This is a genomic window from Pseudomonas sp. AC229, assembly GCF_979254655.1.
The window spans coordinates 83,741-100,914 of the sequence record NZ_CEEDHK010000010.1 but is presented as its reverse complement, the minus strand read 5'-3'; the positions used below and the strand labels follow the sequence as shown (position 1 = coordinate 100,914).

Below are 17,174 nucleotides of genomic sequence, written 5' to 3'. Positions count from 1 at the left end.
GGCGTGGATCTCCTGGGTTTTTGTTGTTTTGAAAAGTCCGGGATGTCACAAAACTCTCTGCACAAACACCCGTCATCCCCGCCGCCTGCGCGGGGATGACGGTGGCGGGTGGGAAACTAGTGTCAGGCTGGTGTATCCGCCTCAATCTCCACCAACACCTGCCGACCTTTCACCTGATCGCCTTTACTGGCCTGCACCCGCCGCACCACGCCATCGCTGGCGGCTTTGAGCGGATGCTCCATTTTCATCGCCTCTAGCACCACCAGCAGTTGGCCTTTGCTGACGCGCTCGCCTTCGCTGACCAGCACGTCGACGATGGCACCATCCATAGGCGCCTTCACCATGCCGGAAGCCGCAGCACCGGCGGCGCTCACCGGTTCATGGGTGCAGTCGTGCAGTTCAAGGTTGCCGGCGTGGCCGTATAGCCACAGCTGCTGAGCGCTGTGGTGGTAAGCCAGACGCTGGCGCACGCCGTCGATGTTCAAGGTGGCCCAGCGCCCGTCATTGCTGAGCAGCTGCAACTCAACCTGCTGCTCGCCGACCTGCGCGAGCAAACGCGGCTGCGGGCCGGATTGCTGCACGCTGAGTTCCACCGGGTATTTGTGTTCGCCGTGCTTGAGCACGAAGCGCCACGGCGCATTGCCAGCGTTGCGCCAGCCGGCCAGCTCGGGCTGGTGCGCGCGGGCCTGGGCGCCGGCTTGGTAGAGCAGGGCGGCGGCGCTGGCCAGTTCGGCGGCACTGGGTGCTTGCGGGCTCAGGCTCGGGTCGGCGTGGAAGTGCTCGGCAATAAACGCGGTGGTGGCGTTGCCAGCGGCGAATTGCTCGTGGGCCAGCAGGTTGGCGAGAAAGCGCTGGTTACCGTTGACGCCCAACAGCACGCAGTCTTCCACGGCGCTCACCAGCTTGCGTCGCGCTTCGTCGCGGGTGGCGCCATAGGCGATAACTTTCGCCAGCATCGGGTCGTAAAACGGCGTGATGCGCTGGCCTTCGACCAGGCCGTGGTCGATGCGAATGCCATCGACCAGCGCCGGCTCCCAGCGCAGCACGGCGCCGGTTTGCGGCAGAAAATTATTCGCCGCGTCTTCGGCATACAGGCGCACTTCCATGGCATGGCCGGTGAGCCGGATGTCTTCCTGGCGCAGCGGCAATGGCTGCCCGGCGGCGACCTGCAGCTGCCAGGCGACCAGGTCCTGGCCGGTGATCAGCTCGGTGACCGGGTGTTCCACTTGCAGGCGGGTGTTCATTTCCAGAAAGAAGAACTCGCCGCTTTGGTCGAGCAGAAACTCCACCGTACCGGCGCCGACGTAATTCACCGAGGCCGCCGCTTTCACTGCCGCCTCGCCCATGGCCTGACGCAGTTCGGGCGTCATCACCGGGCAGGGCGCTTCTTCGACGACTTTTTGGTGGCGGCGCTGCACCGAGCAGTCGCGTTCGCCCAGGTACACGATGTGCCCGTGCTGATCGCCGAATACTTGAATTTCCACATGCCGTGGCTGCAACACGGCGCGCTCCAGAATCAGCTCGCCGGAGCCAAACGCGTTTTGCGCCTCGGAGCGCGCGGTGCGAATTTGCGCCACCAGTTCGCTGGCCTCAGTGACCAGCCGCATCCCCCGACCGCCGCCCCCGGCGCTGGCTTTGATCATCAGCGGATAGCCAATGCGCTCGGCTTCGCGGCTGAGCGTGGCGTCGTCCTGCTCGGCGCCTTCGTAGCCTGGAATGCATGGCACGCCGGCTTCGAGCATGGCAATTTTCGACAGGCGTTTGCTGCCCATCAGGTGAATGGCTTCCACGGTCGGCCCGATAAACACGATGCCGGCCGCTTCGCAGGCCTGGGCAAACGCGGCGTTCTCGGAGAGAAAGCCGTAGCCCGGATGCACCGCATCGGCGCCGGTTTTTTGCGCGGCGGCGATGATGGCGTCAATCGACAAGTACGACTGATTGACCTGCGCCGGCCCGATGCACACGGCCTGGTCGGCCAATTGCACATGGCGCGCGTCGGCGTCCGCTTCGCTGTAGACCGCCACGGTGCGGTAGCCCAGGGCGTGAGCGGTGTGCATGACGCGGCAAGCGATTTCGCCGCGGTTGGCGATGAGGATTTTGCTGAAGGCTGGCATGGTTAGTGGGCTCCTTTTCTTATTGTGTTTGCAGGTTGCCCTCTCCCCCAGCCCCTCTCCCGCAGGCGGGCGAGGGGAGACAAGCCGCGTACGGTCAAGTCCCCTCTCCCCTGGTGGGAGAGGGTTAGGGAGAGGGGGGAGGCCATCACACCGCCCACCCAGGCCTACGCTTCTGCATAAACGCCATCGTCCCTTCCACCCCTTCCTCGCCCACCACGGCCGCCGCAAACAGCCCGGCCGCGTCGTCGAGCAAGCTGTTCAGCGGCTCCCGTTCGGTGGCCAGCAGCAGCGCTTTGGTCGCCGCATTGGCCCCCGGCGCGCATTGCCGAACCTGGTCCAGCACCTGCGCCAACCGTTGCTCCACGTCGGCGTCGCACACATGCACAAGGCCCAGTCGCAACGCCTCTTCACCATCAAACCGCGCGGCGGTCAGGGCCAGGCGGCGGGTGTGGGTGAGGCCGATGCGCTTGACCACAAACGGCGCGATCTGCGCGGGAATAATGCCCAGGCTGGTTTCCGGCAAACCGAATTTGGCGCTCGGGTGGGCGATGGCGATGTCCGACACACACGCCAGCCCAAACCCGCCGCCCAGCACCGCGCCTTCGAGCACGGCAATCACCACTTGCGGCGCGTTCTGCGCTTCTTCCAGCAAGGCGCCAAAGGCGCGGTTGAGCTGGCGGTAGGCGTTTTCACCTTCGGTTTGCGCACGGGCGCGGGCGCCGGCCATGTCTTTGATGTCGCCGCCGGCACAAAAATGCTCACCGGCACCGCGTAATACCAAGGCGCGAATACTGGCGTCAGCGGCGCTGGTGCGCAGCACGGCGCGCAGCTCCTCGACCATCGCCAGGCTCATGGCGTTGCGCACCTCGGGCCGGTTGAGGGTGATGGTCAGCACGCCGTCGGCGTGGTCGAGCAGCAGGGTGGTCACGGTGGGTAACGTCATGGTTCAGCCCTTCTTTTTGCCCGGCAGGGTGCCCATCAGTTTGCTGATGATGCCCAGCATGATTTCGTCCGCTCCGCCGCCGATGGAGACCAAGCGCACATCGCGGTAGGCGCGGGCGACGGGGTTGTCCCACATGTAGCCCATGCCGCCCCAATATTGCAGGCAGCTGTCGGTTACTTCGCGGCCCAGGCGGCCGGCTTTGAGCTTGGCCATGGACGCGAGCTTGGTGACGTCGCGGCCTTTGATGTATTGCTCGGTGGCTTGGTAGACGAGGGCGCGCAAGCACTCGATTTCGGTGCTCAGCTCGGCCATGCGGAAGTGAATGACTTGGTTGTCGATCAGCGGCTGGCCAAAGGTTTTGCGCTCTTTGCAGTATTCGATGGTGCTGTCGATGCAGAACTCCAGGCCCCTGATCATGTTGGCGGCGCCGAACAGACGCTCTTCCTGGAATTGCAGCATCTGCATCATAAAGCCGGCGCCTTCATGGCCGATGCGGTTGCGCTGGGGTACGCGCACGTCATCAAAAAACACCTGGGCGGTTTCCGAACTGCGCATGCCGAGTTTGTCTAGGTGCGGCGACACGCTGATGCCCGGCGTTTTCATCGGCACCACGATCAGCGATTTGTTGACGTGGGGCTTGTCGTCCGAGGTGTTGGCCAGCAGGCAAATAAAGTCGGCCGATGGCGAGTTGGTGATCCACATTTTGCTGCCGTTGATCACATAGTCGTCGCCGTCTTTGCGGGCGGTGGTTTTCAGCCCGGCAACGTCGGAGCCGGCGCCCACTTCCGACACGCCAATGCAGCCGACCATGTCGCCGGCGATGGCCGGACGCAGGAACTCTTCGCGCAGCTCATCGGAGCCGAAACGGGCGAGCGCCGGGGTGCACATATCGGTTTGCACACCGATGGACATCGGAATGCCGCCGCACTGAATGGTGCCGAACTCTTCTGCGGCCACCACCGAGTAGCTGTAATCCAGGCCCATGCCGCCGAATTTTTCCGGCTTGGAAATGCCCAGCAAACCGAGGTCGCCGGCTTTCTTGAAAATGTCGTGGATCGGGAAGCGCCCGGCCCTTTCCCATTCATCAACGTGGGGATTGATTTCCTTGTCGACGAAATTGCGCACCGTGCGGCGAAGTTCTTCGTGTTCCTGGGTGATGATCATTGTTGTTGTTCTCCACGCGTGAATTTCGGTCTGTTCGAGAGCGGCGTTGACGGCGGCCCTCACCCTGGCCCTCTCCCGAAGGGAGAGGGGACGATGCGATTAAAACCGCGCCACGCCGAAGGTATTGGCCTTCAGCGGCCGCACCTCGGCTTCGGCGCAGATATCCAGCAGAAAACCCAGCAGCTTGCGCGTGTCACGCGGGTCGATCAGGCCGTCGTCCCACAGGCTGGCGGTGCCGTAGAGGGCGGTGGATTGGCTGTCGAGTTTCTGCGCGGTCACGGTTTCCAACATGTCGAGCATCTTCGGGTCGGCTTCTTTGCCTTCTTTCAAATGCTTGTCTTCGGTCACGATGCGCAGCACTTTGCCGGCCTGGGCGCCGCCCATCACGGCGGTGCGGCTGTTGGGCCAGGCGAAGATAAAACGCGGGTCCAGGCCACGGCCGCACATGGCGTAGTTGCCGGCGCCGTAAGAGCCGCCGACGACGATGGTCAGCTTGGCGACGCGGGCGTTGGCCACGGCTTGAATCAGCTTGGAGCCGTGCTTGATCACGCCTTGCTGTTCCGATTCGGTGCCGACCATAAAACCGGTGGTGTTATGGAAGAACAGAATCGGCGTGTTGCTCTGGTCGCACAGCTGAATGAACTGCGCCGCCTTGGCCGCGCCTTTCGGCGTGATGGGACCGTTGTTGCCGATAAAGCCGCAGGCCAGGCCTTCGATGTGCAGGTGGCCGCAGATGGTCTGGTTGTCGAACTCGGGTTTGAAGTCCAGGTATTCGGAACCGTCGGCGATGCGGGCGATGATTTCGCGCACGTCGTAGGGTTTTTTCGCGTCGCTGGGAATCAGGCCCAGCAGCTCTTCGGCCGGGTACAACGGTTCGCGCACGGGCTTGCGCGGACGGTGCGGCAGTTGGGCGTTCCACGGCAGCATGGCCATGATTTCCCGGGCGATGCGCACGCCGTCGGCGTCGTTTTCGGCCAGGTATTCGGCGGTGCCGGCGGTTTGCGCGTGCATTTCGGCGCCGCCCAGTTCTTCGTCGGTGGCCACCTCGCCGGTGGCGGCTTTAAGCAGCGGTGGGCCGGCGAGAAACATTTTCGCCTTGCCACGCACCACCACGGTGTAGTCCGACAACCCCGGCTGATACGCGCCGCCAGCGGTGCTGGAGCCATGCACCACGGTGATTTGCGGCAAGCCCATGGCCGACATGCGCGCCTGGTTGGCAAAGCCGCGCGCGCCTTCAACGAAAATGTCGGCGGCGTAGTTGAGGTTGGCGCCGCCGCTTTCGGCGAGGGTGACCACCGGCAATTTGTTTTCGAAGGCGATCTGTTGCAGGCGCAGGGTTTTCTTCAAACCGCTGGGGGAAATGGTGCCGCCCTTGATCGCGCTGTTGCTGGCATTCACCAGGCAGCGCACGCCAGCGATATAACCGATGCCGGAAATGATGCCGCCGCCAGCCTGGGTGCCGTCTTTGTCGTCGTGCAGTTTGTAGCCGGCCAGTGAGGCCAGTTCCAGAAACGGTGCGCCGGGGTCGAGCAGCAGGTTCAGGCGTTCGCGGGGCAACAACTGGCCGCGTTTGTCGAACTTGGCTTTGGCTTCGGCGGCTTTGTCCAACACCTTCTGTTCCACGTCGCGGAACCCTGCGATGGTGGCCAGCATGGCCTCGCGGTTGCGGGCGAAGTCTTCGCTGTGGGCGTCGAGTTCGGATTGAATCACCGGCATGACTTACTCCTTGTTATCCGCAGGTTTCAGCACGTCGGGCAGGTAGGCGCGGTGAAAGCCGTTATACGACTCGGCGCTTTTCGCCTTGCCCAGCGTCCAGGCGCGGCTGCCCTGGCTGGCGGCGCCGTCGATGCGTACGGTGTTGCCGCTGATGAAGTTGGCGCCCGGGGTGAGCAGAAAGACGATGGCCGAGGCCACTTCCGATTCGGTGCCGATGCGTTGCAGCGGTACGTGATCCTTGAGCGAACGGATCATGTTTTTCATCGAGTCGGGGTAGGTGTCCATGCCGCTGGAGGCGATCCAGCCGGGCGCCACGGCATTGACCCGCACACCGGCGTAGCCCCATTCCACGGCGGCGGTCTTGGTGAAGTTTTCCATGCCAGCGCGGGCGGTGCCGGAGTGGCCCATGCCGGGCATGCCGCCCCACATGTCGGCGAGCATGTTGACGATGCTGCCACCGTGTTTGCTCATGCTCTGGGTAAACACCTCGCGGGCCACCAGAAAACCGCCCACCAGGTTGGTGCGCACCACGGTTTCGAAGCCTTTCTGATTGATCGACACCAGCGGCGCCGGGTATTGGCCGCCAGCGTTGTTGACCAAGTGATGAATGCGCCCGTGCTCACTCAGCACCTCGGCGACCATCGCCTTGACCACCTCTTCTTCCCGGATGTCGCAGGCCTTCCAGCTGGCGCTGCCACCATCGGCAATGATTTCTTCGGCCGTGGCTTGCAGCTTTTCCCACTTGCGCCCGATCAGTACCACATGGGCGCCAAGAAACGCTAACTCATGCGCCGTGGCCCGGCCAATGCCGCTGCCACCGCCGGTGACCATGATGGTCTGGCCGCTGAAGAGGGTGGGTTTGTAGATGGAGTCGTAGGTCATGTTCGGCTCTCTTTTTGTTTAACGACATTTCACCTTTTACCCGTCATTCCTGTGAAGGCGGCGGTCCGACGATTCGGAATCCAGGATGGTGCGGGGAAATGCGTTCGTCTGGCGATTCTGGGTTCCCGCCTGCGCGGGAACGACGGTGTTAACGGTTCAATTTATCTGCCAACGCCTGCGGCACTGGCACCGGGAATTCCAATAGCTGCTGGGCAAAGGCTTTGCCTTGCGGGTCGATGCGCAGGCTGGCGACACCGCCGCCGCCGAGGGCGTTTTCCAGCAGGAAGTTGAAGCCGTGGCAGCCGGGTAAATACCAGCGGCTGACGCGCCCGGTCATGGGGTCGAGTACGTGGCGCATCCAGTCGACGACCGCTTCCACGGTCAGCGCCGCCGCGATCCAGGGCAGGTACTCGGCCTCGCGGGCCATGACGCCAATGTTGCTGTGGTTGCCTTTGTCGCCGGAGCGCGCCACGGCCAGTTTGATCAGCGGCACGCTGGCGTCGGCCAGCTCAACCGCCACGGGCGCTTCCTCGCCTTCGCGCAGGTCGCTGATGTTCAGCGAGTCGACCTCGGGCAGGGTCACGGGGTGGCGTTCGCCATTGATGTCGACGCTGAGCGCGCACGCGGTTTTGTCGGCCAGAAACGAGAACAGGCGAATCACCGGGTACACAGTGGGGCGGCCACCGACAATGCCGGTCAGGCCTGGCGCCATGCCGGTGGCGGCCTGGGCGATCTCGCGGGAGAACAGAATCAGGGCTTCTTTCTTGGCGTGACGCACCGCCAGTTTCACCACCACTTCGCGGCTGTCGTGGCGCTGGCCGTGGGGGCCGTACGTGGCTTCGCTGCCGAGCAATTCAACGTGGGTTTCCACGTAACCGGGCCAGCCACGGTCGGCGAACATTTCGGCGGTTTTATTAAGAATGGCCTGGCTGACGCGCTCGGCCTTTTTCACCGCATCGATGCCGGCAATCAGGCAACTGGCGGTGCAGCGGAAACCGTCGGGGTAGGTGGCCGACACTTTGTACTGCGGCGTAGGCGGCAGCCCTTTGGCGCCCTGAACGTGCACGCGATCGGTGTCGACCTGGCTGAGCTGCACCTGGGTGAAATCGCACACCACATCGGGCAACAGGTACGCGCGGGGGTCGCCGATTTCGTAGAGCATCTGCTCGCCGACGGTAAATGGCGTGACCAGGCCGCCGGTGCCGGCTGGTTTGCTGACCACAAAGCTGCCGTCGGCGACCACTTCAATCAGCGGGAAACCGATGTGCTCGTAGTTCGGCACGCTTTCCCAGTCGGTGAAATTGCCACCGGTGCACTGCGCGCCGCATTCAATGATGTGGCCGGCGAGGGCGGCTTGGGCGAGTTTGTCGTAGTCCTGCCAGCTCCAGCCGAACTCGTGCACCAACGCGGCGCTGACCACGGCGCTGTCGACCACGCGGCCGGTAATCACGATGTCGGCGCCCAGGGCCAGCGCTTCGACAATGCCCGGCGCGCCGAGGTAGGCGTTCACCGACACGCACATCGGCGGCAACGGCTGCTCGGTGAACATTTCGCGGGCGCCGGCTTTATAGAAGTCGGGAAGTTTGCTTTGCAGGTTGTCGCCCTGCAGCACGGCGATTTTCAGCGTGACGCCGGCTTTCTCGCACGCCGCTGCCAGCGCGGTGGCGCAGGCTTGCGGATTGACGCCGCCGGCATTGCTGATGACGCGGATTTTCTTGCTGGCAATGGTGTGCAAGAGCGGGGCGAGCACCTCGATGAAGTCGCCGGCATAGCCTTGCTCCGGGTTCTTCATGCGCGCGCCGGCCATGATCGACATGGTGATTTCGGCCAGGTAATCGAACACCAGGTAATCCAGCTCGCTGCCATTCACCAATTGGGCGGCGGCGGTGGAGGTGTCGCCCCAGAACGCGGAAGCGCAGCCGATACGTACGGTTTTAGTCATTGGAATTGTGCCCGTTTGCCGATCGATGTGCCGACCATACCAAGCAAGCGCTTGGTTATGGAAGCCCTGTTTTTATCTTTCTCAACGAAAGCACGGCCAAGCGCTTGCTTGGTAAACCCTTCACGCTTAAATTTCACCAATGCCGACAAGCACTTGCCACCTTTAAGGCCGGGCGTTGGGCTAGGGGGAATACGCGTGGATGAGCAACAAGCCCAAACGGTGATGCACGACCTTGTGGTCGCCGGTCAGGTAACCGACCCGGACAGCGCGCGCGGCAAACTGCTGCAAACCGCTGCCCACCTTTTCCGCAGCAAAGGCTACGACCGCACCACGGTGCGCGACCTGGCAGGCGCGGTGGGCATTCAATCGGGCAGCATCTTTCATCACTTCAAGAGCAAGGACGAGATTCTTCGTTCGGTGATGGAGGAAACCATCCGCTACAACACCGCCCTGATGACCGCCGCCCTGGCCGACGCCAGCGACGTGCGCGAACGGGTGTTGGCGCTGATCCGCTGTGAACTGCAATCGATCATGGGCGGCACCGGCGAGGCCATGGCGGTGTTGGTGTATGAATGGCGGTCGCTGTCGCCGGAAGGGCAGGCGTACATCCTGGATTTGCGTGACACGTATGAGCAGATTTGGCTGGCCGTGCTGCAAGAGGCCAAGGACGCCGGGTATTTCACTGGGGATCCATTTGTGCAACGGCGGTTTTTGACCGGGGCGTTGTCGTGGAGTACCACGTGGTTCCGTCCTGAGGGGCCGATGAGTTTGGATGAGTTGGCGCAGGAGGCGTTGAGTTTGGTGATTAAGGGGTAGGGCGGTTTTTATCGTCATACCAAATGACTCTGGTTTTGCGCCTTACGCGCATCTCAACCTACCTCCGTCATCCTCGCGAACGCGGCGGTCCGACGATTCGGGATCCAGAATTTGGAGTCGAGCACCGGGCAGCGGCATTCGTTATTCGTTATTCGTTATTCATTACCGTATTCGCCGAACGTTTGGTTTCGCGCCTTACGCGCGAGTCACTTTTGTCATTGCCGGTATGCCGGACCACCCAAAAGTAACCAAAAACGCTAGCCCCTACCTTGGCCTTGCGCTGCGCTCCAGGTCCCCTCATTCCGTCGCCACTCCGGGGGCCGTCACAACGGGCCATCCATGGCCCGATGTTCCTTTCGCGGCTCCCGGCCGCTCAACCCCCTGCGCACCGACTCCATTCGGCCTGCGATGAACGGGGCGGGTAGATCACAAGCCAAGTCACAAGCAAGATCAACGGCTTAGATCACAAACAAAATCAAAGGCTTGGATCACAAGCTTTAGATCAAAATCTCGCGGCTGAAGCCGCTCCTACAGATGGCAAATTTTCTGTGGGAGCGGCTTTAGCCGCGATGCTTTTCCGCCTTCACACCTCTTGTCGGTCGCCATTGACCAGCCCCTGTGGATTTAGGTTTACTGTATACCCATACAGTAATTTCCGATTGAGCTTTACCATGTTTCCTACCTCTCCTTCTCTTGCTGACTCCGCTGTGGCAGGCAATGTCGTCTCTCTTGATGCGTTGCTGGAGCGTCGTCGTGTATGGAAGGGCCGTGCCATGCCGCAGCAGGCGGGGCATGTGGCGACGGGGCATGCGGAGCTGGATGCGTTGTTGCCGACTGGCGGCTGGCCTGAAGGGGCGTTGAGCGAGATTTTGCTGGGCGCGCCCGGCGTCGGGGAGTTGCAGTTGCTGTGGCCGACGCTGGCGCGTTTGACGTCGGCCGGTGAGCGGGTGGTGTTGGTGGCGCCGCCGGGGGTGCCGTTTCCGCAGGCCTGGCTCGCGGCCGGGGTGGATTTGCGCTGGGTCAGCATCATTCAAGCCAATGGCCGCGATGCGTTGTGGGCGACGGAGCAGTGTTTGCGTTCGGGCAGTTGCGGGGCGGTGGTGGGCTGGCCGCAGCAGGCGGATGACCGCGCGCTGCGCCGGCTGCAGGTGGCGGCGGAAACCGGGCAAACCCTGGCGTTTGCTTATCGCTCGCTGAAAGAGGCGGTGAACCCGTCGCCGGCGGCGTTGCGTATTGCCATCGACACCCAGCCGGCGCAGTTGCGGGTGCTCAAGTGCCGGGGCGGGTTGGCGCCGGCCATGCCTGTGCCATTGGCGCGTTGAGGCGGTTATGCGTTGGGTGTGCATTGTGTTGCCGCAGTTGGCGTTGGATGCCGTGTTGCGGGCTTGCGACAACCCCGAGGCGCCGCTTGCGTTGATCAGCGGCACGCCTCAGCGCCGCGTGCTGCAAGCGGTGAACGACGCCGCTCGCGAGCTGGGCTTGAAACCGGGGCAAAGCCTGACCACCGCGCTGGCCTTGAGCCGTGAGTTCATTCAGGTGGAGTACGACCACAGCGCCATCGCCAACTGGCACCAGTTCCTCGCCGCCTGGGCGTATTCCTTCAGCTCGCAGGTCAGCCTGCGTTATCCGCGTGCCGTGCTGCTGGAGATCGAGTCCAGCCTCGCGTTGTTTGGCCCGTGGCCACGTTTTGAGGCGCGCTTGCGCAGTGAGTTGACGGCCCTGGGCTTTCGTCATCGCCTGGTGGCCGCGCCCAATCCGGTGGCCGCGCGCATGCTCGCCAATGCCTATGACGGCCTGGCCGTGAGCGACAGCCAGGCGCTGCACGAAGTGCTCGGCGCCATGCCACTCAATCGCCTGGGGCTGGACAGCAAAACCGCCAGTTCCCTGGCGCGCATGGGCCTGCGTCGTCTGCACGATGTGCTGGCGCTGCCTCGGCATACCCTGGCCAAGCGCTTCGACGCTGCGCTGCTGTTGCACCTGGATACCTTGCTCGGCCAGCGCGCCGTGGCGCTTGATTGCTACCAGCCGCCGGAGCATTTCGAGATACGCATCGAGCTGAATTTCGATGTGGAATCGACCCAGGCGCTGCTCTTTCCCCTGCGCCGTTTAACCGCCGACCTGGCGGCTTTCCTGGCCGGGCGCGACAGCGGCGTGCTGGGGTTTGTGCTGCACTTGGAGCATGTCGACGGCACGCGCAGCCAGGTCGACGTCGGCCTGCTCAGCGCCGAGCGCGAGCCGAATCTACTGTTTGAACTGGCCCGTGGCCGTCTGGAACGGCTGGTGGTGCATGCGCCAGTGCGGGCCATCAGTTTGCAGGCCAAGGACCTGCCCGCCTTTGTGCCCGAGCACCGCGAGCTGTTTGACGAGCGTCCGCAACAATCGGTGCCCTGGGCACAATTGCGCGAACGCCTGCGCGCCCGCTTGGGCGACGACGCCGTGCATGGCATTCAGGCACACGCCGACCACCGTCCCGAATGCGCCTGGCTGGCTAAAGAGAGCAGCAAAGCACCGCCGGTGGCCGCCAACGCCGCGCGGCCCGGCTGGTTATTAGCCCAAGCGCAGCCGCTGCGCGAGCGGGCGCCGCAGGTGCTGGCGGGCCCCGAGCGCATTGAGTCTGGCTGGTGGGACGGTGGCGACATCCGCCGCGACTATTACCTGCTGCAAACTCGCAGCGGCCAGCGCGTGTGGGCCTATCGCAGCGTCAGCAGCAGCGAAGAAGCGGGGCCGTTTATGGTCCAGGGCTGGTTTTCATGAGCGCCTATGCCGAGCTGCATTGCCTGAGCAATTTCAGTTTCCAGCGCGGTGCGTCCAGCGCCAAGGAACTGTTCGAGCGGGCCAAACGCCATGGCTACCAAGCGCTGGCGATCACTGACGAATGCACCCTGGCCGGCATTGTGCGGGCTTGGCAGGCGGCGAAGGAAACCGGGCTGCCGCTGATTATCGGCAGCGAGTTCAGCCTGGAGGACGGCCCCAAGCTGGTGCTGCTGGTGGAAAACCTCAGCGGTTATCAGCACCTGTGCCGGTTGATTACCCAAGGCCGACGCCGCAGCGAAAAAGGCCAATACCGCGTGCTGCGCGAAGACTTCGACGGGCCTCTGAATGGCCTGTGCGCCTTGTGGCTGGCGGACCTCGCCGACGACGTCGACGAGCAGGGCGCCTGGCTGCGTGCGCGCTTTGCGCAAACGCTGTGGCTGGCCGTGGAGCTGCATCGCGGGCCGGACGATGACCGTCGGCTACACAATCTGCTAAGCCTGGCCGAGCGTCTGGGCATTCCCGCCGTTGCCGCCGGCGATGTGCACATGCACGCCCGTGGCCGCCGCGCCCTGCAAGACACCATGACCGCCATCCGCCACCACTGCACGGTGGCCGAGGCCGGGCTGCGTTTGTTTGCCAACGGCGAACGGCACCTGCGGCCCTTATCTGCACTGGCGGCGTTGTACCCGCCGGCGCTGCTGGCCGAAACCGTGAACATCGCCGCGCGCTGCACCTTCAGCCTCGATCAACTGAAATACGAATACCCGCGCGAGCTGGTGCCAGAAGGCCACAGCGCCAGCTCCTGGCTGCGTCACCTGACCGAAAAAGGCATGCGCTGGCGCTGGCCCGAAGGCATTCCGCAAAAGGCCATCGACCTTGTGGAACGCGAGTTGGCGCTGATCGCCGAGCTCAAGTACGAAAGCTATTTCCTCACCGTTCACGACATCGTGCGCTTCGCCCGTGGTGAAGGCATTCTCTGCCAAGGCCGTGGCTCGGCGGCTAACTCAGCGGTGTGTTTTTCCCTGGGCATCACCGAAATCGACCCGGCGCGCATGAACATGCTGTTCGAGCGTTTCCTCTCCAAAGAACGCAACGAGCCGCCCGACATCGACGTCGACTTCGAACACGACCGCCGCGAAGAAGTGCTGCAATACATCTTCCAGCGTTACGGCCGGGGCAGGGCGGCGCTCACCGCCGTGGCCAGCACCTACCACGGCGCGGGCGCGGTGCGCGACGTCAGCCGCGCCCTCGGTTTGCCGCCCGACCAAATCAATGCCCTGGCTGACTGTTGCGGGCGCTGGAGCAAAGATGGCCCGCCGCTGGACGACCTGCGTGAAGCCGGCTTCGACCCCACCTTGCCGGAACTGCGCCGGGTGCTGGCGTTAACGGGCGAGCTGATCGGCTTTCCCCGCCACCTGTCCCAACACCCTGGCGGCTTCGTGATTTCCGAACAGCCATTGAGCACCCTGGTGCCGGTGGAAAACGCCGCCATGGCCGAGCGCACCATCATTCAATGGGACAAAGACGACCTCGACCTGGTGGGTCTGCTCAAGGTCGACATTCTCGCCCTCGGCATGCTCAGCGCCATTCGCCGCACCTTTGACCTGATCAACTACCACCGAGGCCGAAAGTGGACCCTGGCGACCCTGCCCGCCGAAGACCCGGCCACCTACGAAATGATCAGCCGCGCCGACACCATCGGCGTGTTCCAGATCGAGTCGCGCGCACAAATGGCCATGCTTCCGCGCCTGCGCCCGAGAACCTTCTACGACCTGGTGATTCAGGTCGCCATCGTGCGGCCGGGGCCGATTCAGGGCGACATGGTGCATCCGTACCTGCGCCGGCGTAACAACGAAGAAGAAGTGACTTATCCCTCCGAAGCCCTGCGCGCGGTGTTCGAACGCACCCTGGGCGTGCCGTTGTTTCAGGAGCAGGTGATGGAACTGGCGGTGGTGGCGGCCGGCTATTCCCACGGCGAAGCCGACCAGTTACGGCGCTCCATGGCCGCCTGGAAACGCCACGGCGGCCTGGAACCGCACCGTGAACGGCTGACCAGCGGCATGCTCGAACGTGGCTACAGCGCCGAATTTGCCGCGCGTATTTTCGAGCAGATCAAAGGCTTCGGCAGCTACGGCTTCCCCGAATCCCACGCCGCCAGCTTCGCCTTGCTCACCTACGCCAGTTGCTGGCTCAAATGCCACGAGCCGGCAGCGTTTATCTGCGCGCTGATCAACAGCTGGCCCATGGGCTTCTACAGCCCCGACCAATTGCTGCAAGACGCCCGACGCCACGGCATCGAAATCCGCCCGGTGGATGTACAAATCAGCACCTGGGATTGCTCCCTGGAATTTGCCGACGACGACCCGCAGCGCAGCGGCGACCCGGCCATTCGCATGGGCATGCGCATGATCAAAGGCATGCGCCAGGACGACGCCGAGCGCGTGGTTGACGTGCGCGCGCGCGGGCCGTTCGTAAACGTCAGCGAACTGATCCAACGCGCCCACCTTGACGCCCGCGCCCGCGAACTGCTTGCCGACGCCGGCGCCCTGCGCAGCCTGGCCGGCCACCGGCACAACGCCCGCTGGGCCGTGGCCGGCGTCGAAGCCCAGGCGCCGCTATTCGCCGACTTGCCCTTAATAGACGACAGCGTCGCGCTGCCTGAGCCGAGCGTGGTGGAAAACGTGTGGGTCGACTACGCCACATTGGGCACCACACTCGGCCCCCACCCCTTGCGCCTGTTACGCAGCGAACTGCGCAGCCGCCGCTGCCGCAGCTCGGCGGAACTGGCCGTTACCGAAGACGGCAGCAACGTGCGAGTCGCCGGCCTGGTGCGCGGCCGCCAACGGCCACAGACCGCCAGTGGCGTGATATTCGTCACCCTTGAAGACGAATTCGGCATGGTCAACGTCGTGGTCTGGAACGACCTGGCCGAACGGCAACGGCGGGTGCTGGTCGGCTCCAGCCTCATGCAAATTGAAGGGAAGCTGGAAGCCAAAGATGGCGTGCAACACCTGATCGCCAAACGCCTGTACGACCTCACGCCGTTACTGAAAGGGCTGGACGTAAGCAGTCGGGATTTTCACTAAGCCCACAAGCATCGCGGCTAAAGCCGCTTCCACAAGAGCACCGCAAACCGTAGGAGCGGCTTCAGCCGCGATGTTCTTGATCTGCCGCTTGTGATCCACCGCTTGTGATCTGGCTTGTGATCTGGCTTGTGATCTACCCGCCCCATTCATCGCAGGCCGAGTGGAGTCGACGCGTAGGGGGTTGAGCGGCCGGGAGTCGCGAAAGGCGTGTCGGGCCATGGATGGCCCGTCTCGCCGGCCCCCGGAGTGGCGATGGAAGGAGGGGACCTGGAGCGCAGCGGAAGGCCAAGGTAGGGGCAAGACCTTTTGGTTTCTTTTGTGTCGACTGACAAAAGAAACTCGCGCGTAAGGCGCGAAACAAAACGTTCAGCGCACGCGGTAATGAATACCGCCGCACTTCACATCGGTGTAAGGCTGGAAACTCTGGATTCCCGCCTGCGCGGGAATGACGGGGGTTTGTGCCACCACCTCGTTCGACTGGAAACTCTGGATCCCCGCGTGCGCGAGGATGACGGAGGTTGGGCGTCGAGCGGAGGGGTGGAGTGGTGGAGCGGCGGGGGCACCTTACCCGCGGAAATACCGCTGCGGCACAAACGGCGTTTTCGCCACCTTCATCGGCACCCGCTTCCCGCGCACCAATGCCCACACCGTGTTCTCCAACGCATTGTGCCCCGCATCCAAATACCCCATCGCCAACGGCGCACCCAGGCTCGGCCCAAAACCACCGCTGCACACACGGCCAATCACCACCCCATCGGCATCCACAATCTCGCAGCCCTCACGCACCGGCGTGCGCTCTTGCGGCAGCAGGCCGACGCGTTTGCTCGCCACGCCATCCTGCTGCTGCGCAAACACCCGCGCCGCGCCAGGGAAACCACCGGCCCGGGCGCCATCGGCACGGCGGACTTTGGAGATGGCCCACAGCAGCCCGGCTTCAATCGGCGTGGTGTCGGTGTTCATGTCGTGGCCGTACAGGCACAGGCCGGCTTCCAGGCGCAGCGAGTCGCGGGCGCCAAGGCCGATGGCTTGTACTTCCGGCTCGGCCAGCAGGGCGCGGGCGAGGGTGTCGGCCTGGTCGGCGGGAATGGAAATTTCGTAGCCGTCTTCGCCGGTATAACCCGAGCGACTGACGAAGCAGTCCACGCCCAGCAGCGTCACCGAGCGGAAGTTCATGAAGGTCATGCCAGCCACTTCCGGCGCCAGGCGTGCCAGCACGGTGACGGCGGCCGGGCCTTGCAGGGCGAGCAGGGCGCGGTCGAAGTGGGCGATCACCTCGCATTGGCCGCTCAGGTGCTGTTGCAGGTGGGCCAGGTCCTGGTCTTTGCAGGCGGCGTTGACCACCAGAAACAGCGTGTCGTCACCGAGGTTGGCGACCATCAGGTCGTCGAGAATGCCGCCGTTTTCGTTGGTGAACATGGCGTAGCGCTGCATGCCCACGGGCAGGTCGATGATGTCTACCGGCACCAGGGTTTCCAGGGCGCGAGCAGCATTGGCGCCACGCAGTTCGATCTGGCCCATGTGCGACACATCGAACAACCCGGCCTGGTCGCGGGTGTGCTGGTGTTCCTTAAGCACGCCTAGCGGGTATTGCACCGGCATGTCGTAGCCGGCGAACGGCACCATGCGCGCACCGAGCTCCAGGTGCAGGGCGTGGAGAGGGGTTTTGGCCAGGTTTTCGGTGGACATGGGTGTGCTCCTTGAAATGTGTTCTGGCGGGGGAAAGGCCCCTCACCCTAACCCTCTCCCGCAGGCGGGAG

General features: G+C 63.7%; 12 protein-coding genes. 4 read left to right on the top strand and 8 right to left on the bottom strand.

Going from position 1 to position 17,174, the window contains the following annotated elements:
* Nucleotides 1-122 precede the first annotated feature (122 nt).
* The 7 genes from AC0IW7_RS15175 to AC0IW7_RS15145 all read right to left on the bottom strand — a co-directional run bounded on the left by AC0IW7_RS15175 (nucleotide 123) and on the right by AC0IW7_RS15145 (nucleotide 8,910).
* A complete protein-coding gene (locus AC0IW7_RS15175) occupies nucleotides 123-2,114 on the bottom strand; it encodes an acetyl/propionyl/methylcrotonyl-CoA carboxylase subunit alpha (protein WP_471819111.1) in 1,992 nt (663 codons plus the stop codon).
* Nucleotides 2,115-2,259: 145 nt separating this feature from the next.
* Nucleotides 2,260-3,057 (bottom strand): enoyl-CoA hydratase/isomerase family protein, encoded by a 798-nt coding sequence (locus AC0IW7_RS15170; RefSeq protein WP_471819109.1) that lies wholly within the window; start codon nucleotides 3,055-3,057, stop codon nucleotides 2,260-2,262.
* 3 nt (nucleotides 3,058-3,060) lie between these two features.
* Nucleotides 3,061-4,221: a citronellyl-CoA dehydrogenase gene (atuD, locus tag AC0IW7_RS15165; RefSeq protein WP_471819107.1), complete on the bottom strand. Its 1,161-nt coding sequence runs from the start codon at nucleotides 4,219-4,221 to the stop codon at nucleotides 3,061-3,063.
* Between the two features lie 99 nt (nucleotides 4,222-4,320).
* Nucleotides 4,321-5,937, bottom strand: coding sequence for a geranyl-CoA carboxylase subunit beta (gene atuC, locus AC0IW7_RS15160; RefSeq protein ID WP_471819105.1), 1,617 nt, complete (start codon nucleotides 5,935-5,937; stop codon nucleotides 4,321-4,323).
* 3 nt (nucleotides 5,938-5,940) lie between these two features.
* Nucleotides 5,941-6,819 (bottom strand): SDR family oxidoreductase, encoded by an 879-nt coding sequence (locus AC0IW7_RS15155; RefSeq protein WP_471819104.1) that lies wholly within the window; start codon nucleotides 6,817-6,819, stop codon nucleotides 5,941-5,943.
* Nucleotides 6,820-6,967: 148 nt separating this feature from the next.
* Complete coding sequence (locus tag AC0IW7_RS15150) at nucleotides 6,968-8,761, bottom strand: acyclic terpene utilization AtuA family protein (RefSeq protein WP_471819102.1); 1,794 nt, start codon at nucleotides 8,759-8,761, stop codon at nucleotides 6,968-6,970.
* Complete coding sequence (locus AC0IW7_RS15145; protein ID WP_163016656.1) at nucleotides 8,758-8,910, bottom strand: hypothetical protein; 153 nt, start codon at nucleotides 8,908-8,910, stop codon at nucleotides 8,758-8,760. The genes AC0IW7_RS15150 and AC0IW7_RS15145 overlap by 4 nt, the downstream gene beginning before the upstream one ends.
* Nucleotides 8,911-8,956: 46 nt before the next feature.
* Here AC0IW7_RS15145 and AC0IW7_RS15140 point away from each other — a divergent pair, with 46 nt between their 5' ends.
* The 4 genes from AC0IW7_RS15140 to AC0IW7_RS15125 all read left to right on the top strand — a co-directional run bounded on the left by AC0IW7_RS15140 (nucleotide 8,957) and on the right by AC0IW7_RS15125 (nucleotide 15,417).
* Nucleotides 8,957-9,577: a TetR/AcrR family transcriptional regulator gene (locus tag AC0IW7_RS15140; RefSeq protein ID WP_471819100.1), complete on the top strand. Its 621-nt coding sequence runs from the start codon at nucleotides 8,957-8,959 to the stop codon at nucleotides 9,575-9,577.
* Between the two features lie 671 nt (nucleotides 9,578-10,248).
* Nucleotides 10,249-10,899, top strand: coding sequence for a translesion DNA synthesis-associated protein ImuA (gene imuA, locus AC0IW7_RS15135; RefSeq protein ID WP_463382996.1), 651 nt, complete (start codon nucleotides 10,249-10,251; stop codon nucleotides 10,897-10,899).
* Nucleotides 10,900-10,906: 7 nt separating this feature from the next.
* Entirely contained in the window at nucleotides 10,907-12,331 is a 1,425-nt protein-coding gene (locus AC0IW7_RS15130) for a Y-family DNA polymerase (protein ID WP_471819098.1), read from the top strand.
* Nucleotides 12,328-15,417, top strand: coding sequence for an error-prone DNA polymerase (locus AC0IW7_RS15125; RefSeq protein ID WP_471819096.1), 3,090 nt, complete (start codon nucleotides 12,328-12,330; stop codon nucleotides 15,415-15,417). The genes AC0IW7_RS15130 and AC0IW7_RS15125 overlap by 4 nt, the downstream gene beginning before the upstream one ends.
* 564 nt (nucleotides 15,418-15,981) lie before the next feature.
* Here the strand turns inward: AC0IW7_RS15125 and gcvT are convergent.
* Nucleotides 15,982-17,103 (bottom strand): glycine cleavage system aminomethyltransferase GcvT, encoded by a 1,122-nt coding sequence (gene gcvT, locus AC0IW7_RS15120; protein ID WP_471819094.1) that lies wholly within the window; start codon nucleotides 17,101-17,103, stop codon nucleotides 15,982-15,984.
* Nucleotides 17,104-17,174 lie beyond the last annotated feature (71 nt).